This is a genomic window from Trinickia mobilis (assembly GCF_017315705.1).
Taxonomy (GTDB): Bacteria; Pseudomonadota; Gammaproteobacteria; order Burkholderiales; family Burkholderiaceae; genus Trinickia_A; species Trinickia_A mobilis.
The window spans coordinates 2,801-29,283 of record NZ_JAFLRF010000046.1 but is presented as its reverse complement, the minus strand read 5'-3'; the positions used below and the strand labels follow the sequence as shown (position 1 = coordinate 29,283).

The window sequence follows — 26,483 nt, the reverse complement described above, 5'->3', positions numbered from 1 at the left end:
GTCTCCGTCACTGCACCTTGTCCTGGGGCATGAATTGCTTGAATCGAAGTTCACCTTGCTGGCGTACTTCGAATTCCACACCGGCTTCCCGAATGACGAACAGCGCGGTCGCGAGCGTGTTCTCGTCGTCCGGGTCCGCGGGGTCATCACGGTAAATGGGCAGACCTTTCGTCGCCTGGTCGAAGAGTACCTGCAGGAGATTCAACTCGCCGACGCCGGAGAGACCCGGAAGAAGCTCACCGAGTCGGGTCTGCCGGTCGCGGGACGATGCCGTGACAATCTGCTCCTCGTTGCCACAGCCATCGTGGATGAGGTGATTGGCGTGCCCGGACAGTTGGGCCACCTCAACCACCGAGCAGCGTTGTACCGTTGCTTCGATACTGAGCAGCCGCGGGTCCCCTACGCAACCCAGCGTATGGTGAAAGCCGCTTGCGCGCAGTACGCCGTTGAGAACCTCGACCGCCGCATCAAGCGAAGCGACGTCGAGCACCGCGCGGGTGAGCACCATGCGGGGCACCCCAACCGCGGGGTGCCTGATTCGCAGGTTGTTGATAGCCTGTACCAGTCCGGCACGGTTCACTGCGAAGGTATGTCCGGGCAGGGAGCCCGGGTAGTAGAAGCTCACGAATCCGGGCTTTCCGGTTGGGCGAACGTCCACGAGCGCGCATTTGTCGCGCAGATACGGGTCGCCATCTTCGTTATGCGCGATGAGCCGCTCATTGGGTGACCTGGCAGCCAGTGTCGTGCAACCGTCCGGCGCGTTGTGAATCAACTCCCCGCGGCAGTTCCACAGGAACACGTCCTCGGCGGACCATCCCATACCGGCCGCCATGCCTTCGATTTCTGCGACATAGTCGGGGAACACACTTTGGGCAGCCTGGCGCAGGTCTCGCACAAACGAGCGCCCGCGCCATCGGCTGACCGCCTGCCAGGCGACACTTTGACCCATGTATGCACTCATCACCGGCCTGGCCAGCGAACCGAGTTCGTATCCGATGTCGTACGGTGAGCCGGAAATGACGGATGGAGTTAGAACCTGCATAAAAACATCACCTCGCTTAAGACACGTGCTGCAAAAAGTCTTTCAGTCGCTGCGTCGGCGGGGTGTGGATAAGCGCGGCCGGGTGCCCGTCCTCGGCAATGCCGCCCTGGTCCATGAACAGCAGACGCGTGCCGACACGCTTTGCAAACCCGATTTCATGCGTCACGACAATCATCGTCATGCCCTCGTTGGCAAGGTCCTGCATGACCTTGAGGACTTCGTGACGAAGTTCCGGGTCCAGCGCCGAGGTTGGCTCGTCGAACAGCATCAACTTGGGCTTGATGGCCAAGGCGCGAGCAATCGCGACGCGCTGCTGTTGCCCCCCGGACAACTCGGAAGGGTAATGATTGGCGCGCGCTTCGAGGCCCACCTTATCCAGCAATGCCATTGCCTGGTCGCGTGCTTCGGCTCTTGAGGCTCCGCGTACCTGGATCGGGCCGAACATGACGTTCTCCAGCGCTGTCATCTGCGGAAACAGGTTGAACTGCTGGAAGACCATGCCGGCCTCAAGGCGGATGTTACGAATCACGGATGCGCTGCCCTTGACGCTCTGCCCGTCGACCAGCAAGTCTCCGCCCGAGATTTTCTCCAGTACGTTGATACAGCGAAGCATCGTGGACTTGCCCGAGCCGGACGGACCGACGACAACCACAACTTCCCCACTTTCGATGCACAGGCTGATGTCCTTGAGCACGGCGACATGGCCGAAGCTCTTCGAGACCCCCTGGAATTCGACCATATTCATAGGATGCTCATCCTCTTTTCAACGAGACGCAGTGTGAGCGTCATCACGCCAGTCAGAACCAGATAGATGAGGGCAACCGCAGTCCAGATCTCCACGGCGCGGAAATTTCCCGCGATGATTTCTTGCCCCTTTCGTGTCAGTTCGCCCACCCCGATGACAATAAATAGCGACGTATCCTTCAGGCTAACGATGCACTGATTGCCGAGCGGCGGAATCAGCCGGCGAAAGGCGAGCGGCCCGACAATCTTTAGGAGGACACGTGGCATGGACAGACCCATCGCAAGACCGGCTTCCGTGAGGCCCTTGGAGATGGACAACAGGGCGCCGCGCACCACTTCGGCAAGATAGGCGCCCGAATTGACCGTGATCGCGATGATCGCGGCTGTCAGGCCATCGATCCGGATATGCGCAAGCACCGGCAGCGCGAAGTATAGAAACATGACCTGCACGACAATTGGCGTACCCCGGATCAGCTCGATGTAGAACTGAGCCAGAACGTTCAGCACGGTGGGTCCATATGCCCGGAACATCCCGGCAATCATGCCGACGATGAAACCGCCGACGAGCCCGACAAATGCAATAAAGACTGTGAGCTTCACGCCGTCCAGCAAGTCCGGAAGTGCCGCCCAAATAGCTGACCAATCGAGATCCATGGACCGCTCCTGGTTGTTTCGAAGGCAGCGCGGCGGTTGTCACCACCGCGCACTCATTTCCGAGCGATTACGACTTCGGCGGCTCAGAGCCGAACCACTTCTTGTACAGCCTGGCGTAACGGCCATCCGCCTTGATTTTGGTCAGCTCTTCGTTGACCTTGGGTACCAGCGGGCTTCCCTTCGGAAACCCGATGCCGTACTTGTCGCCGCTCACCGGGGCGCCGGCAACCTTGACCTTGCCTTTGCCTTCCGTGTTGACGAAATACAGGACGTTTGGCGTGTCGTGCATGGCCGCGTCGACACGGCCCGCTTCCAGGGCCAGATAGGCCTCGTCGATGTTGGGGAACTGGCGGATTTCCTTCGGCTTCAGGTGTGCCTTGATCCAGTCGATAGTGGCGGTGCCCGTTTTTGCGCCGATGACCTTGCCATTCAGGTCGTCAATAGACTTGATGCTCGTGTCGCCGATTTGCACCATCGCAGCGAGTCCGCTGTCGTAATACGGGTCCGAAAAATCGATAGCCTTCTTGCGCTCCTCCTTGATGGTCATGCCCGAAAGCGCGACGTCGATGTTTTGGGTTTGAAGAGCCGGAATCAGACCAGCGAAGTCCATCGGCTGAATCTTGTACTTCCAGCCTTGGTCCTTCGCGATTTCGGCCCACAGGTCAAGGTCGAAGCCGACGTACTTGTCCCCCTGCTTGAACTCGAACGGCATGAATGAAGTGTCGGTGCCGACGACCAGTTCTTTGCTTTGCGCGTGTGCGATGCTCGCGCCAAACATGGCAACAGCAATGACGGACATAAGGAAGGAACGACGTCCCATGATTCTCTCCGCAGTACTTGACAAGGCGCCCTCCGCGACGCGGGCGGGACCGATGACAGCAATACTCCATGCGGCGCAACATGCGATGCTTAATTCATATGTTGCGCAACGTTTGTTGTCAAAACAGATGCTACTCCGCCGATAAAGGACGTCAACAAAAATTTGCCAGGGGGAAACCCGTAGCCCCCGCGTCAGGGCACGCGGGCAATGGCGACACGACTGACCGAGGTCAGCTTACGTATGCGCCCTTCGCGTGCAGAACCTCTTCCGCCTCGGACAAATGCCGGACGGCCGTATTTCCCTCGAGTGCCAGAAGATGGGCGACAAGCCACTCGGCGATGGCGGACGCCGCGACAAGCGAAGGAAAAAACGACGGACTGTCGTGCGTGAAGAGGAGCACCTCATCGGCGTTCAGCGCAATGGGAGAAACCGCGCTGTCCGTGATGGCGACGAGCATGCTGCCCTGTTCTCTGGCGACTTCCGCAACGCGCGCGGCCTCGCGTGAATACGGGGCGAAACTGATGACCACTGCTGCATGCCCTTTTGCGATGCTGCGCAGCTGCATTTCAAGCGTGCCCGCTTCCCCGGACACGAGGCTCACCGAAGAGCGGAAGAGCCGGTACCCATAGAGGAGGCTGAACGCAATCGGGAAGCAGGAGCGGAAGCCGCCGATATGGACATGCGGCGCTTTTCTGAGCAATCTGGCCGCATTGACGATGCGAGCCCCATTCTGGGCGAAAGTCGTCGCGAGGTTGTGCTGTTGCGCAACCTCCATGTCGTGGGCGAAGGCTGCATGATTGCCGCCCTTCACGAGCGTTCGCGCCTTGCTGCTCAAGGGTTCCGGACGGGTGCGAAGGCGGGAAATAAAGATTTTCCGTAATTCGTTCCATCCGGGAAAGCCAAGCAGCTGTGAAAGGCGAACGAGGGCCGCCGGTTGAACTCTGGCGCGTTCAGCGACCTTGCGCATTGACGAAACGGCGACTTCGTCAGGGTTATCGAGTAAAAACGCGGCCCCGGCCTGGAACTGCGGACTAAGGTCGGGAAAACGCGCCCGGATGGACACGACAAGTTCTTCAAAGGAGGCGGTCATAGCTATGGCCGGAATGATGTCGACAACAAATGTTACGTATGCGCCACGCCACTGACAACACAAACCCGTTTATTAACGGACCTGTGCGCCTGTAGTCTGCGCAAGCAGGCAACGGGTCATCGACAACGGGCGCGATGGTGAATCGTCGCACACCACAGCCTATGCATTGTCCTTATTGTTCCGCTGAGCTCGTTAGCGCCGCCGGAGGCAAACTCCTAGCGGATACGATTCCACTCAATAGGCGCCGTGGCGGACGATCGCTCATGCGCATCATCCCCTGATACGCAAGTTGCCGTAGTCCGAGTGCCTGCGCGGCTTGAATGCGCGAATCTGTCCAAATTCAGGAGAATCAAGATGATCAGCAAGAACACGATTTGTCTCTGGTACGACGGCACCGCGCTGGACGCCGCGAAGTTCTACGCCGAGACGTTCCCGGACAGCGCGGTGGGAGCCGTCCATCGCGCGCCTGGCGACTACCCCGCGGGCAAGCAGGGCGATGTCTTGACGGTCGAGTTCACGGTGGTGGGTATCCCTTGTCTCGGCCTGAACGGAGGCCCGGCGTTCAAGCACAACGAGTCATTCTCGTTTCAAGTTGCGACCGATGACCAGGCCGAAACGGACCGCTTATGGAACGCGATTGTCGGAAACGGCGGCCAGGAAAGCGCATGCGGCTGGTGCAAGGACAAGTGGGGACTGTCGTGGCAGATCACTCCACGCGCCCTGACGGCCGCGATCGCCGATCCTGATCGAGCGGCAGCCAAGCGCGCGTTCGAAGCCATGATGCGGATGGGAAAGATCGACATAGCTGCGATCGAAGCGGCTCGACGCGGCTGACGCTCTCGATGCCGGACAAGCCCGCGTCGCCGCGACTGAGCGTCCGCTTGCGTTGGTCGGGAACGGCTGTCCGGTTTATGCCATTCGGATTGGTCGCTGCTCGGCCAGTGCCATTAAGTCGGCAAGGGCAACTCGCTAACGTCCGTTATTGAGCAAGTCGAGCGTCTCTTGCGGGTGCCGCCGATCGCCGTGAGGCAGTGGCCGGCCAGTTTTGGCCGTTGGCCATCGCCCTGACATGGACGCTCGAACGTCCCTTTCACTTTGGCAAGAGACACTCGAGATCGAGCCGCCAGCTATCCGTTAAACGAGTTCCGCAATCAACTCTTCGGCCTTCGGCCACTTGCCGTAGCCGGCGGCCGGATTCAGATGTCCGGCCGCGCCGACGTTCACGATTCGGCTTCCCCATGCTTGCGCCAGTGCCTCGACCCGTTCGAAACCTCCCAGCGGATCGTTAGCGCTGCTCGCGACGATGCTCGGAAAAGGCAGGCGCTCGCGCGGGATCGGCAGCCAGCCGTGCTCTTCCAGTACGTCCCGCGTCGGATAGCCTTCGGGCATCGGCGTTTCGAGATCGGCTGGTGCGGCGAGTAGCGCGCCGTGGATCGGGCGCTGATGCTGCTGGGCCCAGTGCACGGTGATCATCACGCCCGCGCTATGCGCGACGAGCACGACGGGCCCGTGGATTTGCGCGAGGGCCGCATCGAGCGCCGCGACGCGCGCCGTGCAACTGAGCTTGTCGTACTCGAGCGGCGGCACCGAGCGTGCGCCCGGCATCTTGCGTTCGAGGTGGGTTTGCCAATGATCCTCCACGTGGTCGCGCAGACCGGGAACGATCAGGAGCGTTGGGATCGAGACAGATTTCATGCGTTGCGTTCCAATGAGGTAAAGCACTTTTGCGAAGCCGCGGCCTTTTCCAGGGTTGCGAGGTGCTGCAGATCCCCCGGGTAGTGCCGCTTGCCGACGACGAACGCGAGCGTGGCGACGAGCGCGGCGAACGGGATGACCTGCAACGCGCCGAGGAGGCCTATTCGGTCGGCGATCATGCCCGTGACGAGCGGGCCGGGCGCGAGGCCGAGCAGGTTGTTGACCAGCGTGAGCGTGCCGAAGGCCGAGGCGTGGATCGCTTCCGGCGTCAGCCTGGCGACCATCGCGCCTGCTGGGCCGGATGTACCCGCGACGAGGAAAATGCCAATGGCGATCAAGACGAGCTGCACGGGGCCCGCATGCAGATGGAAGCCGACGACGAGCAGGACGAACGAGCTTAGCGAGTAGACGATTGCCGAGACCCACTTGCGGATCGGGAGGACTCGGCTGACCCGGTCGGTGGCGATGCCGCACAAGATCATCCCGGCGCCGCCCAACAACAGAAAAGCAGCGGCGCCCACGCCGGCCTTGTCCGGAGCGAAGCCGTAATAGCGGTTCAGGAAGCTGGGCATCCAGGCGAGCACGGCGCCCATGATGAAGAGCTGCAGCGCGCTGCCGACATAGGCGCAATTCACGGACACCGTCGAGAACAGCCCCTTCAACAGCGCGCGGAAGCTCGGGCGCGTGGCGGGTTGCGCCAGCGCGCGGCCCTCCTCGGCCCAGCGTGATGCGCCGACACGCTTCTCGGTCACAGTCAGCCGATACGCGACGACGAGCATGAAGCCGAACGCCGCCATCGCGCCGAACGACCAGCGCCAGCCGAGATGCGCGGCAACCACGCCGCCGAGCGACATGCCGAACACGGAGCCGAACGCGCCGCCAGCCATGAACGCGCCCGTGAGCGTGGCGCGCAGCGACGGCGGAAAGATGCTCAGTACGATCGCCAAGCCGACGCTGCCGTAAGCGGCCTCGCCGACGCCGACGAATGCGCGCGCAAGCAGCATGTCGCCGTAATTGCGCGAGATCGCGCAGCCGAGCGTCGCGAGGCTCCAGAGCGCACCCATCAGGATGACGCTGCGGACGCGCCCCCAGCGATCGGCGAGTACCGAGAGCGGGAAGGTGAGGACGCCGACCATTAGCGCGACGACGCTGCTGAGCGCGCCGAGCCGCGTGTCGGACAGGCCCCATGTGACTTTCAGAAGCGGAAACACTGCGTTCAGAACCTGCCGCGACATGTAGTCGGACAGCAGCAGGCCGAAGGTCAGCGCGAAGACGGTCCACGCATAGGTGCGCGAGACGGCGGGCGGTGCGGCGACGTCACCCGATGCGGGTTTGACACTATGCAGGTACAAGGTTGTCTCCTCCAAAACGTCGCCGGGCGGTTCGTCCGCGCAAGAGCTTGCGCGGGACCGCTCGATGTTTGTGTCAGGGCGCTCGCTCGAGGCCGGTGTCGCGACGGGATGATCGGGCAGGGGAAGGCGCGGTGGAACGACAGGGGGCGTTCCGCCGCACGGGCCTCAGGCTGCGCGCAGCGGCACGTTGAGCTGCCCAGGCTTGCGGTTGGGTGTCATGCCGAGCTTCGCCAGGGTCTCGTCGGCATCCTTGTACTGGACGCCGATCTTGTAGATCTCACGCGCCTCCTTGCCGTTTGCGACCTCGCGGCCCAGCTCGCGTGCGATCCGCACGCACTGCTCGATCTGTTGGACGGACGTCATCCGGTCGCCTTTCTGGTCGATGAGCGTGTCCTCGATCCCGCAGCGCGGATGCAGGCCCATCGCCATTGCCATTGTGTTGATCGGCAACACGTTCTTCATCAACGACTCGAGCGTGATGCACGAGCCGTCCGGACAGCGGCGGATGAACTCCATGAAGTTGTACGGATTCGGGCCGTCGAAGCCGCCGCCGATGCCGACCCACGTAACGTTCAGCGGGCCGCGGTAGACGCCGCGGCGAATCAGCCGCTCGAGCGTCTCCAGCGAATGCATGCCGGTGACCTGGAAGTGCGGCTGGATGCCTGCGGCCTGCAGGCGCTTCAGATGCTCCTCGACCCAGCCCGGGCCGGCCGGCACGGTCATTTCCTTGTACGCCTCCCAGTAGGCCGGTTCGCGCAGCGACGTGCCGGCGACCTCGTCGGGGTTCATCAGCTCGGTGATGTTCATCTGCACCGTGTTGATCGCGACCGTCACCTGGTCGGGCTTCGGCGTGAGCTCGGCGAGCATATGGCGCGTGTCGTCCGACAGCCACTTCGCCGAGGCGCCTTCGTCCTCGGGCGCGAACGAGATCGAGCCGCCGACCTGCAGGATCATGTCGGGCACCGCCTCGTGCAGACCGGCGAGCAGCTCGTTGAACTTCGACAGGCGCTTGCTGCCCTTGCCATCCAGCTCGCGCACGTGCATGTGCAGCACAGTCGCGCCGGCGTTATAGCAGTCGACGGCCTTTTGCACGTGTTCTTCCATTGTGACGGGGATGTCTTCGGGGAAGTCCGCGGGCATCCATTCCGGCCCGTACGGCGCGACGGTGATGACGACGTTGTCCTGGTTTTCGGGGTGCAGCGAATCGTCGAGAAATTGCATGGTGTTCTCCAGTAATCCGGTATCTGATGAGCGTGAAGGGCGTTCGGGGCGAGGCGCGCGATCAATACGGCACGTCGCCTATGATCGCGGCGCGTTCCATCTTGCGCGTGCACGGCGGGTAATCCATCACCGCGTAATGCTGGGTGCTGCGGTTGTCCCAGATCGCGACGCTGTTCTTCTTCCAGCGCCAGCGCACCTGGTATTCGGGGATGTAGGCCTGGCTGATCAGGTAGTTCAGCAAATGGCTCGCGCCCGGGTTCGCATCCTGGCCGAAGCGCACGCGCTCGGGCGTGTGGTAGTTCGTGAAGTGCGTCGTGAACGCGTTGACGAACAGCACTTTCTCGCCGGTCTCGGGATGCGTGCGCACTACGGGATGCTCCGCGTCGGGATACTGGGTCTTGAGCGCGAGGCGCTTCTCGATCGGCATCGCGGCCCCAAAGCTCGCCTCGATGCTGTGGCGGGCGCGCAGGCCGTCGATTTGCTCCTTGACGTGCGCGGGCAGGTTTTCGTAGGCGAGCACCATGTTCGCCCACATCGTGTCGCCGCCGACGGGCGGGCATTCGACACAGCGCAGCACGCAGCCGAACGGCGGCGCGACGCGCCACGTGGCGTCGCTATGCCACGCGTTCTCGTAGCGGTCGTTTGGTTGCTCCGGCGACTTGTAGATCCGCACGAGGCCGGGATGCTCCGGGTCGCTGCCCGCGACCGGATGATCCTCGAGCTCGCCGAAGCGCCGCGCGAATGCGACATGCTCGGCGCGCGCGAAATCCTGGTCGCGCAGGAACAGCACGCGGTGCTTGAGCAGCGCGGCGCGGATCTCGGCGAAGAGGCCGTCGTTGTGCACGGCGTCGGCGAGATTGACGCCGACCAGTTCCGCGCCAATCGAGCAGGTGAGCGGTTCGATCCTCATGTCAGCCTCCCTCGACCATGAACACGGAGGAACCCGTGGTCTTGCCAGCCTCGAGGTCGCGATGCGCCTGCACGGCGTCCTTCAGGTCGTAGCGCTGATTGATCTCGATCTTGATGCGGCCGGCGGCGACGTGACTGAACAGCTCGCCCGCAAGATCCGCCTTTTCGGCCGGATCGGCGATGTAGTCGGCAAGCGCCGGGCGCGTCAGATAGAGTGATCCCTTCATGGCGAGCATCTGCGGATTGAAGTGGGGAATCGGGCCCGACGCGGTGCCCACGCAAACCATCAGGCCGCGGCGCTTGAGCGAGTCCAGCGAGGCTTCGAAGGTGTCCTTGCCGACGCTGTCGAACACGACGTCGACGCCTTTGCCGTCGGTCAGCTCGCGCACGCGTTTCGCGACGTCTTCGTGCCGATAGAAGACGACGTGGTCGCAGCCATGGGCACGAGCGACTGTCGCCTTGGCTTCGCTCGACACCGTGCCGATCACGTTCAGACCCAGAAGCTTTGCCCACTGCGACACGATCAGGCCAACGCCGCCGGCCGCCGCGTGCAGGAGAATGCTGTCGCCTTCCTTGAAGGCATGGATGCGGCGCAGGAGGTAAGCCGACGTGAGGCCGCGCATGGTCATGGCGGCGGCTGTGTCGCACGTGATGGCCTCGGGCAGCTTGATGAGCGGTGCTGCCGGAATCAGGCGCTTGGTGCTGTACGCACCCAGCGTGTTGAGGAAGCCGGTATAAGTCACGCGGTCGCCCACCGCCACGTTGGACACGCCGTCGCCAACGGCTTCGACCACGCCCGCTGCTTCCACGCCGATGCCGGAGGGCAGCGGCACGGGATAGAGGCCGGAGCGGAAATAGGTGTCGGCGAAGTTCAGGCCGACCGCCGCGTGGCGAATCCTGACCTCGCCGGGCCCGGGTTCGCCGACGTCGACGCTCTCCCAGCGCAGCACTTCGGGGCCGCCGGTTTCATAAAAGCGAATCGCGTGTGCCATTCATGTCTCCAGTTGTTGCTTCGAGCATAGTCCGTCCCCGCCGCCACACGTGCCGCCGCATGGCGGCGTCAGCTGGCCTTCGAAGACCGTTCGATCGGACGGGACAACGCACATGCCATGGTTTTCCCTCTTGTGAAACATCTGCTGGAAAGTATCGTAGTGCCGTCGCCTTCCGTTCACCCCTCTCGCGAGGGGAGGGGCCGCCGGGTGTGGGGCAGGGAGGCGTGTTTTCCCGCGGTGGCGCATGGACCGCTGCGAGGCCCCAGCGACGAATTCACGAAACGATGACCACCCTGATCGATAGCGCCGTAGCCGAATTCCTGCTGAAAACCACCGCGCCTCGTACGCAGCCGCATCTGCTGATGCGCGCGCGTCTCGCCAGTGAGGACCCGTATGTCCGCGACTGCCCCGTCGTCGTGATCCAGGCGCCGGCCGGCTACGGCAAGACGTCGCTGCTCGCACAGTGGCGCCGCGAGCAGCTGGCGCGCGGCGTCGCGGTCGTCTGGTTTTCGTCGGACGAGCGCGACGACGCGCAGCGCTTCCTGCTGGGTCTCGTGCAGGCCGTCCGGTCGGGCTGCGCGCGGCCGTCGTTCGGGCGGCTGCTGATGGATGGCGGCATGGCGTCGCTCGGCGAGCTGGAAGGCGTGACAGCTTGGCTCGCGGAAGCGTCGCAACTGCCGGGCGACGTGCTGTTGATCGTCGACGAGGCCGAGCGGCTGCCCGACGCGGGCCGGGACGCGCTCGCCTACGTCTTGCGCAATGCGCCCCGGAATTTGCGCGTGGTGGTGGCGGCGCGGCTCGGGCTCGATGTCGCGGTCGACGATCTGCTGGCCTACGGGCAGGGCGTGCTGGTGGGGCCGGACCGGCTCGGTTTTCGCCTCGATGAAACCATCGAGTTGATCGGCGAGCGCTTCGGGGCGCGCATCGATGCCGACGCGTGCGCGCGCCTGTTCCAGCTCACCGACGGCTGGCCGCTCGGCCTGCAGCTCGCGATCGCCGCGATGGCGCGCGCGGCCGACCCGCTGCAGGTCGTCGAGGCGATGGCGTCGAACAAGGGCGCGCTGCGCGATCATCTCGTCGGCGCATTGCTCGCCAAGCTGTCCGACGACGACAAGGCGTTTCTGACGCGCATCAGCATCGTCGACATGCTGCACCCGGACCTGTGCCGCGCGCTGACGGGCGACGCGAATGCGCCGGGGCGGCTGGCGCAACTCACGCGCGAGACGCCCGTGTTCGTCACGTCCGAGGACAATGCCTGGTGCCGGTTGCATACGCTGGTGCGCGAAGTGCTCAGGGTGCGCGCGGGGCAGTTCACGGACGAAGCGCTGACGCAACTGCACGGCCGCGCGGCCGACTGGCTGACCGAGCAGGGCATGATCGAGGAGGCCGCGCGCCACGCTCATGCTGCGGGCGAGCTCGTAACTGCTTACGAGCTTGCCGAACGTTGCCTGCACGACGCCGTGAAACAGGGCCGTCTTCAGGCCGTGCTCGACTGGCTCGACTTGCTGCCCGAAGTGGAACTCGAGGGCCGGCCGCGGCTGCGGCTCGCCGCCGCGTGGGCGCTTGCGCTGGGCGAGCGTCACGAGGAAGCCGAACGGCAGGTCGAGCGCATCGAGGCGGGTCGGAAGACGGATCGCGAGCTGCGCTATGAATGCGCGCTGATCCGGAGCGCGGCGGCCTACTACGCCGACGAAATCGACCGCTTCGTCGAAATTTTCGAGCCGTGGGCCGATGCGCCGCCCGACAGCGCGTCGTGGCTCGCGCAGGCCCATGCGAACCGGCTGGCGGCGCGGGCGATGCTGCTCGGCGAACCGGCGCACGCGCGGCGTTACCTTCAGCGCGTGCCGCGCGGCGAGGTCGGCAAAGGCATCGGCTACCTGGCACGCTGGGGTGACCACATCGCGGCGTTGAGCCATCTATGGGAAGGCCAGTTGCATCTCGCGGACGAAGTGCTGTCGCCCGCGCTCGCGAGCGCCGAGGCTGACCTGGGGCAGCGCCATCCGCTTACCTGCATGTTCGCGGCGATGGGCGCGTTGCAGGCCTACGAGGCCGACCGCATCGATCGTGCGGCGGCGTTGCTGGCACACCGGCTCGACGTGCTGGAGCGCGGCGGCACCCCGGAAACGGTGATGATCGCCTACTGCACCGCGGCGCACATCGCCGCGGCGCAGGGGCGCGAGCATCGCGCGGTGGACTTGCTGGAGGCCCTATACGCGATGGGCGTCGCGCGCAGGCAGCCGCGCCTGTGCGCCGTCAGCCTCGCCGAGCAGATCCGCCTGCATGCCGGGCGCGACCGGGGAGAAACGTGCGACGGGCTGATGCAGCGGCTCGACAACCTGATCCGGCACGAGTCGGCGCGCCACGGGCCGCTCTGGCGGCGTTCGATGACGCTGCTGGGCGCACTGTCGCACGCCGGCGCGGCGATCGCCTCGCGAGACTGGCGCCGGGCGCTCGACGCACTGGCCCAGGCTGGCGAGCTCGCCGACGCGATGAGGCTCGGCCGCTATCGCGTCGAGATCATGGCGCTGCGCGCCCTGGCGCTCGAGCAGACGAGCGGCGGCGGGCGGCCGTTGCTGCTGGAGGCGATGAATCTCGCGCAGGCGGGCGGCTTGGCGCGCACGCTGATCGACGCGCATCCGGCGCTGGCCGACTGGATCGAGCGCGTGGCCAAGGACATGGGCGAATCAGGACAGCCGGCCTACGTCATGCCCGTGCAGCCCGTCGCGCCGGCGCCGGCGCACCGCGCGACGAGCGGGCCGCGCGCGGTGCCGAGCGTCGTGCTGACGCCGAAGGAACGGGAGATCCTCGAACTGCTCGCGCGCAATTTCTCCAACAAGGAAATCGCTGTCGCAGCGGCGATCGGCGAGGGGACGGTGAAGTGGCACCTGAAGAACCTGTTCGGCAAGCTCGACGCCGGCTCGCGCAAGCACGTGGTGCATAGGGCTCTGGTGCTGGGCCTGCTCGAGAGCACGTAGCGGAGGAGCCAGCGGCGTTCTCCTGAACCCACCCTCCCTCGACGGGAGGGGAGCGGGCGGTGTCCCTTGGATATGCTTGATTGCGTGGTGTGGCACAAACACGCATCGACGATTTCCTCGCAAGGAACACACGCTGTGCAAGCAACCCCCGTACATCAACACCTCGTGACGCGCACGCCGTCGGCGTACGAGTACCCGCTGCTCGTCAAGCAGTTGCTGGTGAATGCGCTGGCTGTCAGCGCGGACCAGGAGATTACTTACCGCGGCGAGCTGCGCTACGACTACACCTGCCTGCGCAGGCGCATCGGCCAGCTCGCCAGCATGCTGTCCTCGCTGGGCGTGAAGTCGGGCACCACCGTCGCGGTCATGGACTGGGACAGTCACCGCTACCTCGAGAGTTATTTCGCGATTCCGATGATGGGCGCGACGATGTTCACCGTGAACATGCGCATCTCGCCGCAGCAGATCGCCTATACGCTCAACGATTCGGGTGCCGAAGTACTCGTGGTACATGCCGAATTCCTGCCGTTGCTAGAACGCCTCCGCAAGGATCTCGTGCAATGCCCTGCAGTGATCGTCGCCCCCGACGACGGTTACGCCATGCCGCTCGCGTCTTCTCTGCCGATCGCGGGCGAATACGAGCGCCTGATGGAAGCCGCCTCGCCCGATTTCGCGTTCGAGGATGTCGACGAGCGCACCCGCGCGGCGTTGTTCTACACGACCGGCACGACTGGCGATCCGAAGGGCGTGAGCTACAGCCACCGTCAGATCGTGCTGCACACGCTCGCGACGGCCGCGACACTTGCCTCGCCGCGCGACGGCCAGCGCCTGCATCGCGAGGATGTCTACATGCCGATCACGCCGATGTTTCATGTGCTCGCCTGGGGTATGCCCTACATCGCCGTGATGCTCGGACTGAAGATCGTGTTGCCGGGCCGCTATTTGCCCGACGTGCTCCTGCGTCTGAAGCGCGCCGAAAGCGTCACGTTCTCGCATTGCGTACCGACGATCCTGCAGATGCTCGTCGACGGCGCGCGGCGCGACAGCCAGGACTTGTCGGGCTGGAAGATGATCATCGGCGGTTCTGCGCTGTCCTCCGTGCTGTGCCGCGCGGCGCTTGCGCAGGGCATCGACGTGTTCGCGGGCTACGGCATGTCGGAAACCGGGCCTGTCGTCGCGCTTGCCCAAATCCCGCCGGGTGCGGCGCCGATCGACATGGACGAGACCGTGCGCAAACGCTGCATGGCCGGGCGCCCCGTGCCGCTCGTCGAGTTGCGCGTCGTCGACGGCGACATGCGCGACGTTCCGCGCGACGGCAAGGCCCAAGGAGAGATCTTGCTGCGCGCGCCGTTTCTCACGCTCGGCTATCACGGCAAGCCGGACGCGTCGGAGCAATTGTGGGCGGGCGGCTACCTGCACACGCAGGACGTGGCCGTCATGCATCCCGACGGCTACGTGCAAATCGTCGACCGCATCAAAGACGTCATCAAGACAGGCGGGGAATGGGTGTCGTCGATCGAGATCGAGTCGCTGATCAACGAGGTTCCGGGCGTTCAGGAGAGCGCCGTGATCGGCGTGAAGGACGAGAAATGGGGCGAGCGGCCGATGGCGCTCGTCGTCCACCGGCCTGGCGATGCCGTCACGGTGCAGGAGGTACGGGCGCATCTGCTCGCGCTCGCCGATGCCAACCGCATCAGCCGCTATGCGGTGCCGGAGGCGGCGCGCATCGTCTTTCTCGAGGAGATTCCGAAAACGAGCGTCGGCAAGATCGACAAAAAACGACTGCGCGAATGGATTGACTGAGTTTCACGCAATAGACCGGCGGACCGGACGCCGCCGGGGCCTAACACACCGGAGGAGACAACATGAGATTCAAGCTCGCCGCGGCAGCGGTGCTGGTGGCGTTTGCCGGCACGGCTTACGCGCAGTCGTCGGTGACGCTGTACGGCATACTCGATACCGGATTTTTGTATCAGAGAGCGAACGCGAGTAACTTTCAGTCTAAGGTCAATCTGGGGCATGTCTACGAGCTTAAGGACGGCGGCATCTATTCGAGCATCTGGGGCTTGAAGGGCACCGAGGATATAGGGGGCGGCTACAAGGTCAACTTCAAGCTGCAAGGCTCGTTCAACACGCCTACCGGGAAGGTCGGACTGGCCGACACGCCGACCGCCGTCGCGATGTTCAACCAGCAGACGACGGTGGGCGTTTCGAGTCCGTACGGCTCCATCGACCTGGGCCGGCAGATCGTGCCGATGATCTATGCGATGGCCGACACCGACGTACGGAACGCACAGTACTTCGGCAGCATCCTGACCGCGTGGCTTGGCCTGAACCAGGCTGCGGGCTGGCCGGGCACCAGCACGAACGGCTCGATCGGCGCGCTGTACGACGACAATGCGATCGTCTACCAATCGCCGAAGTTCTATGGCGTATCGTTCGCGCTCGAATATGCACCTGGCGGCGTCGCCGGCCAGTTCCAGGGCGGCACGCGCGAGTCGGCCGTGCTCAAGTATTCGAACTACGGCCTCAACCTGGCAGCCGTGTACTACAACGGCGACGACACCAACCCGTTTGCGCCCAACGGCGCCGTTACGCCGGCGACAGGCTCGAACAACAACCGGTTCTGGTACGTTGGCGCGCAATACACGTTTTACGATGTTTCCGTTTCGACTTCATACAGCATCGGCAAGAACCCCGCGAAAAGCAGTCAAAACAGCTTCGAGATGATTTCTGCCGGTCTCGGCTACCAGTTCACCCCATTCTTCAAGGTCACGTCGGGCTTCTATTACCTGAGGGACCGGAACTTTTCGTCCAATCAATCGAATCTGTTCGCCGTGGGCGCCGAGTACAGCCTGTCCAAGACCACCCGCGCCTACGCACAGGTCGGGTACGTCAACAACCGGGGCAATATGAGCCAGACGATCATCTACGGCGCGCCCGTTCCGGAGGGCACGTCGAGCACTGCGGCGATGATCGGCATCCGTCACGCCTTCTGATCCCTTCAAACTCAAGCGCTGGAGCATCCCATGAAGAAAGGAACCGCACTCAGGATGGCCGGCGGCATATTGGTCGCGTTGGCATCCTTTCACGCCTGGTCGCAGCCGAGCGAACAGGGCGCGGCGATGCCGGGGTCCGCCGTCAAGTCGGCAAGATCGGACCGCGCGGCCAATCGCGCGCTGCGCCGCAAGGTCTTTGCCGCCATCGCGAAGCACAAAGAGATCAGTGCCGGAAATATCAGCGTCGTCGCGAAGAGCGGCGACGTGACGCTCTATGGGACGGTCGTCGACGCGTCGCAGATAGACAACGTGGCCGAGATCGCTAAGGGCGTTCCGGGCGTCACGTCCGTGACCAACAAGCTCACGGTCGAAAAACCGTTTGGCGGTCAATAGGTGCGTCCCGGGTCCTCGGGCATCGGACTCAATACGTCCTCGGGAATATCCCGCGGACGTTGCATAGGCAGCACGGTCGTAAGCCCGTACTTACGCCCCCTCTTTTGCAATCAAGCCGAAGGCATCGATCGGCAAGCGGCCGGTGAATCCTGCCAGTCCGACTGCGCCGTCACGACTGTCGGTCAGTAGGTCTGGTCGGCAACGACTCGGGCCACTGTTTCCAGCGACCGCTTGAGCGTGGCCAAGTCGACGGAGCCGAGTGCCAATCGAATGGCGTGAGGCACGCGAGCCGACGTTGAGAACGGAACAGAGTGCTCAAAGCTGCCGTTCGAACTGGTTGATGCCCTGAACTGGTTGATGCCCCGACGTCAGCTGATCAGCTCATAGCGGCCATTGATCGGTCGTTGGACCAACAACCGCAAAGGCCGATGATCCGCCTAGCGACTCGACGAAGTGAATGACTGCTGTACCTTGGAAACAGCCGACCAGATGGCGCTTGGTCCACCGTCCGTTGAGGGTCGGCACGCGCCCGACGCGTCCGGCGGCACCCGGCCACAAAACGACACTCACAATTTTTGAACGCGCCTGGATCGTACGGAAACCGGTGCGCGAATGCGTTCGGAATCGGAAGCGCGGTGTCTTGCTTCCCGCGCTACACGCTGTTGCGTGCCGCATGTAGTGGCTCGACATCTTATGCAGGGCTCCTTAGCGAAGTGCAGCCGCCACCGCCTCGTCAATCTGCAGCGCAAAGCGCGCTTCAACATCGGGCACCGTGTAGCCAATTGACAGTTCCAGATACGCGTCGCCTAGCACCAACTGAACGAATGTCGCTGCCCGCAACGCAGCAGTCGATTCGTCAAATCGCCTTCGCAGAATTTTTGCGGCGAAGGCACGCACGCCCTTTGCACCATTTTCGTAAAACACCTGGCCGAGTTCCGGAAGACGCTCGGCCTCAGCAACGATGGCCCGGTAAAGCCGCAGATTATCCGGCGCGATAAGGATTTGTGCCAACACCCATCCCAACTCGCGCAACTCGACTTCGGGTGATCCATCGGATTGCTCGTCCTGAGCGCTGGCAAGAAGTCCACCCACCTGAGCGCACATCGCGCTCACCAGGCCAACGAAGAGCGCCTCCTTCGACTTGAAGTGGCGGTAGACCGTCTGTTTGCCGACGCCAGCGGCCGCGGCGACATCATCCATCGTTGCCAGGCCGAAACCCTGGCTTAAAAAAACGGTTTTCGCGCCGTCGAGGATGGCGGACCGCTTACGGTGCTGCAGCGGGCTCAGGTCGGGGAGAGAGGACGTGTTCATGCCAGATAAATAACAGATCGTCGAGTAGTTGACAAGACTGGTCAGTCTCGTTTAGATTTGTCGAAACGAGACCGGTGGGTCTCGTTTGTGTGACTATTCAACTTCGCAGTCAATCATTGGAGAACGCTTTGAAACTGTTCATTACAGGTGGTACTGGCTTCATCGGGCAAGCGGTCGCGCGCAAGGCGATCAGCCTCGGCCATCAGGTGACGGCGCTGGTGCGCGAGGACAGCTCGGCGGCCGCCAGCGCGCTGGCACGTCTCGGTGTGACACTGCATTCCGGCGACCTGCGCGAGCCACAGTCTTTCGCTGCGACTGCCGGTGCCGCTGATGGCGTGGTGCACACCGCGTCGACCAACGATGCTTCCGCCGCTGCCGCTGATGAGGCCGCGGCTGTAGCGATGCTTTCGCATTTGCATCCGGGCGCGGCGTTTGTCTATACGTCGGGCACCTGGGTCTACGGCAATACGGAGGGGGAGCCCGCGACTGAAGCATCGACGCTGAACCCGACACCACTCATCGCCTGGCGGCCCGCAGTGGAGCAACAGGTGCTGGCGCTAGCAGCACGCCGCTCGATTGCTGCAGTGATCCTCAGGCCGGCGATGGTGCACGGCTACGGCGGCGGCGTCTTCGGCATGCTTGCCGGCATGGCCCGTCAGACCGGCAGTGTGAGGGTCGTCGGCGATGGTCGCAACCACTGGCCTGCCGTTCACGTCGATGATCTCGCCACGGCCTACCTGAGCGCGGTGGAGCGGGCGGCAAGTGGGGACGGTCGAGTCGCGGGACAGATCTTCAACGTGGTCGCGGAAGATGCCGTTGCCGTTGCCGAAATAGGCGCAGCGATTCGGGCCTCGGTCGGCGCCGACCGCGTCGAATTTTGGCCGCTCGACGATGCTCGCAAATCGCTTGGGCCATTTGCTGGCGCACTGGCGCTCGATCAGACAGTAAGCGGCCAGCATGCCCGGCGAGTTCTTGCGTGGGAACCCCACGGCCCCGGCCTGATTGCGGACCTCTCTGTACAGAAGCACTTTCAGCAAAGCAACGGAGCATGACCATGGCGTGGAACAGTGCATCTTTCGAGTCGATTCTCGCGATGATCGTAGCGGTTCTGTTCGCGGTTGCTGGGGCGGTCAATCTCGCAGGACGCGGCGCGGTGAAGCGCGACTTCGCACGCTGGGGTTATCCGGCATGGTTTCATTTGCTCTGTGGCGCTCTTGAGCTGTTGTGTGCGGCACTTCTTTTTGGACAACAAACCAGAGTTTTAGGCCTAACGCTGGCCGGTGCGATCATGGTCGTCGCGCTCTTCACGTTGCTACGAAACCGGGAGCCGTTCGGGCATCTCGCCCCGGCGCTGATCTTCTCGGCTCTCGTTGTGGGTGCTGCGGCGCTCCGCGGTTGAGGCTTGCTCGCCGCCAGGCGAGTGAGCCCGGGACGCTAACAGGCAGCGCGGGCAATCCGTGCTGCATGTACTTGAAATACCCACATGGATAGCGGCATTGGAGCAACTCCAATTTGATCACGTGCGTCACGTGTCTGCTTTTTGTAGCGATGGCTGGGCGCTGCGGGTCGCCTGCCGCAGATCACCGCTTTACGTTGCACGGGAAACTCAGAGTGGCTCTTCGCGTCGGGATTCTGGAATCGAATCAACAACTCGCTGGGAACGATGTTCGACCAATTCGAAGAGGATGAGGCTGAACCTGCGGTTCTTGCACAAATTGCGTCCGAGTTAGAGTCCTTGGTTCGATCGCTTGAATCGCAGGGTGAAGAAAAGGTCCGCTTCGTTTGCGGTTGGTCCCCAGACGGAGACGCCCACACCGTCGAGGTTCAGCGGACGGATCTTATCTCGCAACTGGTCATGCTACGAAGCCTTCTTGCTTCGGCTGCTGCCGATGGAAAAATTCTTGAATTCAGCCTTTGACTGCGACCCATTATCGAAATGGGCGGCCCACGGGCCAAGAGTGGTCATGTGCGAGACCTCGCAGTATTTTCAGCAAGCCCTTGCCGTCGCTCCCGCCACGCCGGGCGGCGGTATAAGAGACTGGACTACTGGCGTGGCAGGGCAAAGGGCCGAGCCAATCCGGCTCCTGCCCTAAGCGGCGTCCAAACGCGCTCCGGAGGCAGGCGCTCTTGCGACGGGCGACTGAAGCCTGGCTTTGCGCTCTCGCACTTACTGAGGCGGAAGACGGCACTCGTTCAACTTCGGCACGCTTCCGTTTAGCTTCCGGGCGAGGAATTTCGCCGTCCCGGTCGGGGCGCCTACCTTGACCGTCGAGCCTGTTCTGGTGTTGGCGAACTGGCTCTTGCAATAGCGGAAATACGATTTGTCGCAAGGAAAGGGGCCTGCGATCTGGAAGCCGACTGGGGAGTCCGGGGTCACGCTTATCGGGCACGCGCAGATGATTTCCGCGCTGCCGAGCTGCTCGCCGAACCCGGGAAACACGCTGCCCTCGCTGCTGGTGAAGCAAATGCCGCCGTCGCATTGCGCGTAGCCGCCGTCAGACCCTGCCGGGCAAGTATAGAGCGCGCTGTCGCCATCTGGCGCGACAACGGACTCTGGCACGCTGAACGTGCTCACCATGTACCCGTTGTCGACGCCGTTGGCGTTTATCGAGCAAACATCCTGGCCGTCGACCTTCAGCGGCAAGCTGATGCTGTCCCCCTGTTCGACGTCGCATTGGCAGTAGGCCACCTGGTTCACCACGGTGCAGCTGGCGGTCGCGCAGAGCGCGTACGTCTGCCCCTTGCAGATCTTGAAGAATCCAGAGGGCCCCGCGCTGGTGGGGATCCCAGGCGGAGGGATGCTCGCGGAAGGCGGGGGCGTGACCGCGTTCCCCCCACAGCCGGTCAACGCGTTAAGCACCCCGCCCGACATCATCGCCAAGATGAGAAAGTTCGCGAGCCTGGCGAGCGCGATGGTCGACCAGGCGGAGCGTAGACGCAGCATGACCATCTCCTGGCGTTAGAGCGACCTGTTCAAACTTCGTCTTGACTGCGGCGAAACCGGAGTGGGCCATTGCATGGCGATCCTGCCCATCGCTCACAGGATAAGTCGGCAACACCGCCCCGGCGGCGGGCTTCCGTGCGATAGCGTACAAATGGGGGCAGCAGGTGCGGCGGGCGCCAATCAACCCCGCGCAATCGCGTCGTTCACGAATCAGTGCTGCGTCATCTGGGGATCAGCAATTCGGAATGCTTTGTCGGGTATTCGCGGGTGGGTTCGGTCGCCGGAACGTAAGCGACCTGAGTGGCTGCTATCGACACGTTCGACGGTCTCTTGTGGGTCGGTTATCGTCCCCTGGTGGTCGGCGCAGACTGGCACTCCCTTCACTTGAAAGGAGATTGTCATGGAGGCGACTACCGTTGTCAGCGCGGCACCAGAGATAGTGCGGAAGCCTGGATCAAGGCAGCGAGACTGTCGCCTTCCGACTTTCTGTTCCCGAGCCGCATTCACGGGTCGCCACACCTTTCGACGCGTCAATACGCCCGCCTGGTGCATCGCTGGATCGGGTCGATCGGGCTTGACGATACGGCGTACGGGACGCACACCATGCGTCGAACCAAAGCTTCGCTGATTTACCGCCGCACGAAAAACCTCCGGGCGGTACAGCTGCTACTCGGTCATACGAAACTTGAAAGTACGGTGCGATATCTGGGCATCGAGGTCGATGATGCGCTCGAGATGGCAGAACAGACGGAGGCTTGAGCGACGGTCGGCCGGACGGTAACCGGGCACTGTCCGGCCAGCAGGCGACAGTCGCCGATGATGATTATCCACTCGTCGCTCCCGGTTTCATCGATGCACGATGCGACGGGTGGGAGCGCTTTTCGACACCAAGTTGTCCTGGTCTCGTCCAAGGCTCGAACTTAGACTGGTAACTTATACCTATGCAGGTGAGGGTTACATGGCCTGTCTAAACACGAGGTCGATCGATGAGCTAAGGCCTCTTCTGCGCGGCCCGCTCCTCGTTCCGGGCGACTCGGAATACGAGACTTCACGCACGGTCTGGAACGCCATGATTGATCGTCGGCCAGCACTCGTTGTGCGCTGCCTCGGCGTTGCCGACATTACCGCTTGTCTAAGGTTCGCGGGTGAATACGGCCTACCTCTCTCTATCAAGGGTGGCGGTCACAACGTGGCCGGGGTGGCGACGTGCGACGAAGGTTTGATGTTGGATATGTCGCTCATGCGCGGCGTCTGGGTCGATCCTCGGGCACGCACCGCGCGTGCGCAGGCAGGGTGCCTGCTTGGTGACGTCGACCGCGAAACGCAGGTACATGGCCTCGCGACGCCGCTGGGCTTCGTCTCGAATACCGGCATTGCCGGCCTAACAGCGACGTGCTGCAGCGTCGCTCCTACGTTTCGCAGCAGAGTTTGCTCGATGCCACGCAGCCGAAGGGGCGGCGCTACGCTCGCGTTCTTCCATTTCGGTCCCCAGCAGACGTTGCCGATTGGGGAAGGAGACACCAACTTCCATTGGGCGAAATCATGCCAATTACACAATTGGCGGAACTCGCTCGGAGTTGGTATTCGCATCACGCCGACGCGGACTGGGAAAAATGGACGCCAGTCCAGGCCGTCGAGATATTCCGCTCTACTGGTCTGGAAAGCGATTTTTGGAAGCTCGATACTTCAGCCGAGCGCTACTAAGACCTTTGCCATCGTAAAGAAGGGCCGCGTCGGAATGTCCGCTGTCAGGAGCCTTCGGTGACCGTTACGGGTCGGCACGCGCCCGACGCGTCCGGCGGCACGCGGCGAATGGCGCCGAACGATTCCTTACCAAACCAAAGGACAGCTTAAGGGTTTCTTCAGGCTTGCCCGGTAGCATTGGATAATAGTGCTGCGCGCCTGTCACGTGACGTCTTTCCGCGTTGGTGTTGAATGGCCTGCTGATCGACAGACTTGATTGTCACAAAGCGCATGGTCCAGTTTTCGCACCAATCGAATGAATACCCTGAACGCGTCGCGTCTCGGCAATGCGCCCCTGGGGCCGCCCTCCAGTCTTTAAACGCCTGGGATGTCAATTCCGCGAGATTCCGGCGCAATATAAGAGTGCGGCAACCGTCGATGAAGACGGAGGCAGGCGTGGCAAATTGCACCAGGCTCGAGCTGTTTTGTCGGTTATTCCTTGGTCTCTTTGTGGGCTTTTTTTGCATAACAGCCGCCCTTTTCGTGCGTTACATGTCGGGGAACCCGCTGCCGCAAGTAACCGTCGTGCAGTCGAAAAGCACATCACAACCCTTGTCGGGAAGCGTCCCGGCAATCCCATTTGCATCCGCTTCCCCATATCAACCGACAACGCCTTCGCTAGATACTGAGGAAAAGACACTCATTGCGTCGTCGGCGTCCACTATCGTCACGTTCATCGCGGCCGCGGTGACTAACTTCCTAAGCTGGCGGAAGGACAAGGCGAAGGCGATCAAAGAAAAGCGGGACGCGTCCCGCTAGCCCCTCGACCAAGAAGTTGCGACTCGACCCGCGCGCCGTCAGCTGTGCGACTTGGTGCGCATGCCGCCCACGCCGACCTTGCCGCGCCCGACACGATCAGTTTTGCTATGCGCCGAACTGCCGGGGCGCAGCTTCTTCCTGGAGACGGTCGTAAACGTCACCTGATCTGCAGGGTAGTAAGTCGCCCTGTGCGCCGCTGCGTGATAGGACGGATGGTCACGGTTGACGGCGAGCTTGACGGTTTTCACGCCGTAAAATTTTCCACTGCCCTTGGTTACGTCCCCCAGCGGAAGCGACAGCGCTTTGCCACCCGGCGCAGGGGCATTCTCGGCCCCGATCTGGTCGAACCAGGCATCCGCGCGGACGATTACATACTTGACGCCGTTGACGGTGACATATGTCGCCTTCTCGCCGAGCTCGTAGTTGGGATCCTTGACTTCGATTGCCATGATGGACACCTCCTCGGACGATACCGACACTAATAGTTTAGCGCCTGCGCCGCGATCGACGCCTTGCACCACACGCTGCCGATCCGCCGAATTATGAGCAATCGCATTGGCCTGCCCACTCGTCGCGCTGAATAAGCCGCGGAGAGCAGTGTGAGAATTCCGGAATCGACGTGCTCACCCACCATCCTGGGGCGATGCTGTCCCTCGTAGGAGACGTAGGCACGTTCGCCAAGTCCCGTCGGCGACTCGGGCGTACGAACCGGATAGCGCAGGAGACGCAAGGTGGAGTTGGTGCCCGCAAAGGATTCGTCGAACCAGTCTTCCCTTAGATCACTATCAGGATGAGTTGGGGGGAGATCGGCTCCGAGTTGGATAAGCCCGATGGCCTCACGATTCTCATGATGGCAGATCTGGAGTTCCGCATCTGGCCATTGGCGGCGAAAAAGGTGAACGGCATCGGCCCGCGCGCGAATGAGCGTCTCGCCAAAATTGGAATCGTCACGGTCGGGGAACTCGCTGCGGCCGACCTTGGGTTATTGCAGGGGCGGCGTCTCGAACGTGTGATACTCACGAAGGCAGAGCGGCACGCGCATTGCGCGTCACGAATGGCTCCACGACGCGGGACTCTCGATCATGTACGCATACTTCAGGCGGTCGTACGGGCCCGGCCCTTTCGACGGCGAGGAAGGTGTGCCGAGCCGCGAGTGGCGCATCAAGCGCAACTGCTCCCTCACACCGCGGCAGTCGCTCGCCGCGACCGTGTTCCTCATGGCGCTCGTCGTCGCCATCGGCGTGGCAGCGGCATTCGCGTTCGGCGTGTGGCTCGCGCTGCCCTTCTCGATGCTTTGCACCGTGGCCGTCGGCATCGCCTTTATCGCCTACTCCAGGCACGCGACGGACGGCGAGGTGCTGACGTTCGCGCCCCCGTTCGTGATCGTCGAAGTACACGAGCGCGGACGGCGCACGATGCATCGGATGAATGCGGCCCGCTTGGCCGTGTCTCTCGGCGACAGCGATGGCGCCATCTACCTTTGCGACGGCTGGCAGCGTATTCCCGTCGGACGGCAATTGCCTGCCGCCGCCCGCGCGGAGTTCGTGCGTCAATTGCGCCGCTTTGTCGTGGCCGGCTGTTGACATGCCGGCCGATGGTCTCCCGGCATGTCTGATCGGCCTCACAGCAACACGCCGAGCGCCCCGACGATGCCGATGCCGCACGCGATGCTCACGCCAATGATCAGCGCCACCCGGTTTGCGCCGCGCACGCGCTCTGCAGCGGGCAACGCATTGCCGCTCGCCAGCGCCATCCGCCATCCTGCAACCAGCGGCAGCAGCAAAGCGTTGAGCGCCTGGGCGGCGATGTTGAGCGACAGAAGGTCCGGCACGCGCGCGACGAACGCCGCACTGCCGATCACCGCTGCCGCGTAGACCCCGTAGAACCATCGCGCCTCGAACGGATGCAAGGCCAGTGCACGGCGCTAGCCTGCGATTTCATCGAGGCCCCACGGGAGCGGGAGAGACCACACGAGCGCCGCCACCATCGCGGCGCCGAGCACGCCCATACAAAGACCGCCCCGCCCAGCAGCGCATAGAGCGCGTCGGCGATCTGTCCCACGTCATGCAGCGGCACATGCGCGGCGTTCTCGCCGGCGGCGGCCGCCATCGTGGCCAGCACGGCCGCGGCCAGCAACTGGCAACTGGCAACTGGGTCAGCATGGCACCGAACGCGGTATCGCGACGCCCGGCATCACGGTCTGCGGCCGACAGGCTCCTTTCGACGACCGCCGACTGCTGAACGTATTGCGGCATGCCGCTCCCTGTCCAGTCTCCACGTTACCGATCACACACGTTTTCGCCCTGGCGCCCGCGTATGAGAGAAAGGGCAGCTTCATCATCGGCTGTGAGCAGGTTTGCGCCCACGAGCTTTTCCTTACACACAGCTTCAGCCAGGCTCCGACCTCGATACTGCATGAGCCATCGGATAGGCCACACCCGCGCGGTCCCGTCAGCGGACGCGGTCACCACCCGCTGGCTGTCCGGGCTGAAGGCGGCGGAAAAAACTGCCCCCTGATGCCCGCCGAGCTGGGCGATCATCTGGCCGGTCCCCACGTCCCACACCCGCGCGGTCTGATCCGCGGACGCGGTCACTACCCGCTGGCCGTCCGGGCTGAAGGCGGTGCAAAAAACTGACCCCTGATGCCCGCTGAGCTGGGCGATCTGTTTGCCCGTGGCCGCGTCCCACACCCGCGCGGTCTGGTCTCCGGACGTGGTCACCACCCGCTGGCCGTCCGGGCTGAAGGCGGCGGAAACAACCGGCTCCTGATGCCCGCTGAGCATCAAGATCTGTTCGCCCATCGCCGCGTCCCACGCGCGCGCGGTCCGATCCACGGACGC

The 26,483-nt window shown here is 63.2% G+C and carries 26 protein-coding genes and 2 pseudogenes; 13 read left to right on the top strand and 15 right to left on the bottom strand.

Features of this window, described 5'->3' with window-relative positions; all coding sequences use genetic code 11:
* Positions 1-7: 7 nt before the first annotated feature.
* The 5 genes from J3489_RS32335 to J3489_RS32315 form a co-directional block, all read right to left on the bottom strand.
* Positions 8-1,042 carry a C45 family autoproteolytic acyltransferase/hydrolase gene (locus J3489_RS32335; protein WP_207004895.1) on the bottom strand — a complete coding sequence of 345 codons (1,035 nt, stop codon included), beginning with the start codon at positions 1,040-1,042 and terminating at the stop codon, positions 8-10.
* Positions 1,043-1,058: 16 nt separating this feature from the next.
* Entirely contained in the window at positions 1,059-1,787 is a 729-nt protein-coding gene (glnQ, locus tag J3489_RS32330; protein ID WP_207004894.1) for a glutamine ABC transporter ATP-binding protein GlnQ, read from the bottom strand.
* Positions 1,784-2,440: a glutamine ABC transporter permease GlnP gene (glnP, locus tag J3489_RS32325; protein WP_207004893.1), complete on the bottom strand. Its 657-nt coding sequence runs from the start codon at positions 2,438-2,440 to the stop codon at positions 1,784-1,786. The genes glnQ and glnP overlap by 4 nt, the downstream gene beginning before the upstream one ends.
* Before the next feature lie 67 nt (positions 2,441-2,507).
* On the bottom strand, positions 2,508-3,260 hold the full coding sequence (gene glnH / locus J3489_RS32320; protein ID WP_207004892.1) for a glutamine ABC transporter substrate-binding protein GlnH: 753 nt from the start codon (positions 3,258-3,260) through the stop codon (positions 2,508-2,510).
* Positions 3,261-3,489: 229 nt separating this feature from the next.
* Positions 3,490-4,350 carry a MurR/RpiR family transcriptional regulator gene (locus J3489_RS32315; protein ID WP_207004891.1) on the bottom strand — a complete coding sequence of 287 codons (861 nt, stop codon included), beginning with the start codon at positions 4,348-4,350 and terminating at the stop codon, positions 3,490-3,492.
* Positions 4,351-4,704: 354 nt separating this feature from the next.
* On the opposite strand from J3489_RS32315, the gene J3489_RS32310 reads away from it, so the two are divergent.
* The gene (locus J3489_RS32310) at positions 4,705-5,184 is read left to right on the top strand and encodes a VOC family protein (RefSeq protein WP_207004890.1); all 480 of its coding nucleotides are present in this window, start codon (positions 4,705-4,707) and stop codon (positions 5,182-5,184) included.
* 300 nt (positions 5,185-5,484) lie between these two features.
* Here J3489_RS32310 and J3489_RS32305 read toward each other — a convergent pair whose 3' ends face one another.
* The 5 genes from J3489_RS32305 to J3489_RS32285 form a co-directional block, all read right to left on the bottom strand.
* A complete protein-coding gene (locus J3489_RS32305; protein ID WP_207004889.1) occupies positions 5,485-6,045 on the bottom strand; it encodes an RBBP9/YdeN family alpha/beta hydrolase in 561 nt (186 codons plus the stop codon).
* The gene (locus J3489_RS32300) at positions 6,042-7,397 is read right to left on the bottom strand and encodes an MFS transporter (RefSeq protein WP_207004888.1); all 1,356 of its coding nucleotides are present in this window, start codon (positions 7,395-7,397) and stop codon (positions 6,042-6,044) included. The genes J3489_RS32305 and J3489_RS32300 overlap by 4 nt, the downstream gene beginning before the upstream one ends.
* Before the next feature lie 165 nt (positions 7,398-7,562).
* On the bottom strand, positions 7,563-8,618 hold the full coding sequence (locus J3489_RS32295; protein ID WP_207004887.1) for a beta-keto acid cleavage family enzyme: 1,056 nt from the start codon (positions 8,616-8,618) through the stop codon (positions 7,563-7,565).
* Positions 8,619-8,679: 61 nt separating this feature from the next.
* Entirely contained in the window at positions 8,680-9,528 is an 849-nt protein-coding gene (locus J3489_RS32290; protein WP_207004886.1) for a TauD/TfdA dioxygenase family protein, read from the bottom strand.
* 1 nt (position 9,529) lies between these two features.
* A complete protein-coding gene (locus tag J3489_RS32285) occupies positions 9,530-10,519 on the bottom strand; it encodes a quinone oxidoreductase family protein (RefSeq protein WP_207004885.1) in 990 nt (329 codons plus the stop codon).
* A 284-nt stretch (positions 10,520-10,803) separates the two neighbouring features.
* On the opposite strand from J3489_RS32285, the gene J3489_RS32280 reads away from it, so the two are divergent.
* The 4 genes from J3489_RS32280 (at position 10,804) to J3489_RS32265 (ending at position 16,886) form a co-directional block, all read left to right on the top strand.
* The gene (locus J3489_RS32280) at positions 10,804-13,494 is read left to right on the top strand and encodes a winged helix-turn-helix domain-containing protein (protein WP_207004884.1); all 2,691 of its coding nucleotides are present in this window, start codon (positions 10,804-10,806) and stop codon (positions 13,492-13,494) included.
* Between the two features lie 135 nt (positions 13,495-13,629).
* Positions 13,630-15,297: a fatty acid--CoA ligase gene (locus J3489_RS32275; RefSeq protein ID WP_309491455.1), complete on the top strand. Its 1,668-nt coding sequence runs from the start codon at positions 13,630-13,632 to the stop codon at positions 15,295-15,297.
* Between the two features lie 62 nt (positions 15,298-15,359).
* Positions 15,360-16,493 carry a porin gene (locus J3489_RS32270; RefSeq protein ID WP_207004883.1) on the top strand — a complete coding sequence of 378 codons (1,134 nt, stop codon included), beginning with the start codon at positions 15,360-15,362 and terminating at the stop codon, positions 16,491-16,493.
* A gap of 30 nt (positions 16,494-16,523) precedes the next feature.
* Positions 16,524-16,886, top strand: a complete 363-nt coding sequence (locus J3489_RS32265) for a BON domain-containing protein (RefSeq protein WP_207004882.1) — start codon at positions 16,524-16,526, stop codon at positions 16,884-16,886.
* 705 nt (positions 16,887-17,591) lie between these two features.
* Here J3489_RS32265 and J3489_RS32260 read toward each other — a convergent pair.
* Positions 17,592-18,197, bottom strand: coding sequence for a TetR/AcrR family transcriptional regulator (locus J3489_RS32260; RefSeq protein WP_207004881.1), 606 nt, complete (start codon positions 18,195-18,197; stop codon positions 17,592-17,594).
* 128 nt (positions 18,198-18,325) lie between these two features.
* Between J3489_RS32260 and J3489_RS32255 the strand changes: the two genes are divergently transcribed.
* From J3489_RS32255 to J3489_RS32245, 3 genes are all read left to right on the top strand, one after another.
* Entirely contained in the window at positions 18,326-19,249 is a 924-nt protein-coding gene (locus J3489_RS32255) for an NAD-dependent epimerase/dehydratase family protein (RefSeq protein ID WP_207004880.1), read from the top strand.
* 2 nt (positions 19,250-19,251) lie between these two features.
* Positions 19,252-19,596: a DoxX family protein gene (locus J3489_RS32250; RefSeq protein ID WP_207004879.1), complete on the top strand. Its 345-nt coding sequence runs from the start codon at positions 19,252-19,254 to the stop codon at positions 19,594-19,596.
* Positions 19,597-19,860: 264 nt separating this feature from the next.
* Positions 19,861-20,115 carry a hypothetical protein gene (locus tag J3489_RS32245; protein WP_207004878.1) on the top strand — a complete coding sequence of 85 codons (255 nt, stop codon included), beginning with the start codon at positions 19,861-19,863 and terminating at the stop codon, positions 20,113-20,115.
* A gap of 249 nt (positions 20,116-20,364) precedes the next feature.
* Here the strand turns inward: J3489_RS32245 and J3489_RS32240 are convergent, their stop codons facing one another.
* A complete protein-coding gene (locus tag J3489_RS32240) occupies positions 20,365-21,141 on the bottom strand; it encodes a hypothetical protein (RefSeq protein ID WP_207004877.1) in 777 nt (258 codons plus the stop codon).
* 300 nt (positions 21,142-21,441) lie between these two features.
* On the opposite strand from J3489_RS32240, the gene J3489_RS32235 reads away from it, so the two are divergent.
* The 3 genes and pseudogenes from J3489_RS32235 (at position 21,442) to J3489_RS32225 (ending at position 22,845) form a co-directional block, all read left to right on the top strand.
* Entirely contained in the window at positions 21,442-21,900 is a 459-nt protein-coding gene (locus J3489_RS32235; RefSeq protein ID WP_374193510.1) for a tyrosine-type recombinase/integrase, read from the top strand.
* A 100-nt stretch (positions 21,901-22,000) separates the two neighbouring features.
* Positions 22,001-22,525, top strand: a pseudogene (locus tag J3489_RS38660) (FAD-binding oxidoreductase); the annotation flags it as partial.
* Positions 22,526-22,683: 158 nt separating this feature from the next.
* On the top strand, positions 22,684-22,845 hold the full coding sequence (locus J3489_RS32225; RefSeq protein ID WP_207004906.1) for a hypothetical protein: 162 nt from the start codon (positions 22,684-22,686) through the stop codon (positions 22,843-22,845).
* An 836-nt stretch (positions 22,846-23,681) separates the two neighbouring features.
* On the opposite strand, the gene J3489_RS32220 is transcribed toward J3489_RS32225, so the two are convergent.
* Complete coding sequence (locus J3489_RS32220; RefSeq protein ID WP_207004876.1) at positions 23,682-24,092, bottom strand: hypothetical protein; 411 nt, start codon at positions 24,090-24,092, stop codon at positions 23,682-23,684.
* 353 nt (positions 24,093-24,445) lie between these two features.
* Here J3489_RS32220 and J3489_RS38060 point away from each other — a divergent pair.
* A pseudogene (locus J3489_RS38060) lies at positions 24,446-24,634 on the top strand (DNA polymerase IV); the annotation flags it as partial.
* Between the two features lie 91 nt (positions 24,635-24,725).
* Positions 24,726-25,226: a DUF2244 domain-containing protein gene (locus J3489_RS32215; RefSeq protein WP_207004875.1), complete on the top strand. Its 501-nt coding sequence runs from the start codon at positions 24,726-24,728 to the stop codon at positions 25,224-25,226.
* 38 nt (positions 25,227-25,264) lie between these two features.
* Here the strand turns inward: J3489_RS32215 and J3489_RS32210 are convergent, their stop codons facing one another.
* Together J3489_RS32210 and J3489_RS38055 are read right to left on the bottom strand one after the other, a co-directional pair.
* Positions 25,265-25,552, bottom strand: coding sequence for a hypothetical protein (locus J3489_RS32210; protein WP_242540480.1), 288 nt, complete (start codon positions 25,550-25,552; stop codon positions 25,265-25,267).
* Between the two features lie 370 nt (positions 25,553-25,922).
* Positions 25,923-26,483, bottom strand: a 561-nt coding sequence (locus J3489_RS38055; protein WP_242540479.1) for a WD40 repeat domain-containing protein, incomplete at its 5' end; no start/stop codon positions are given.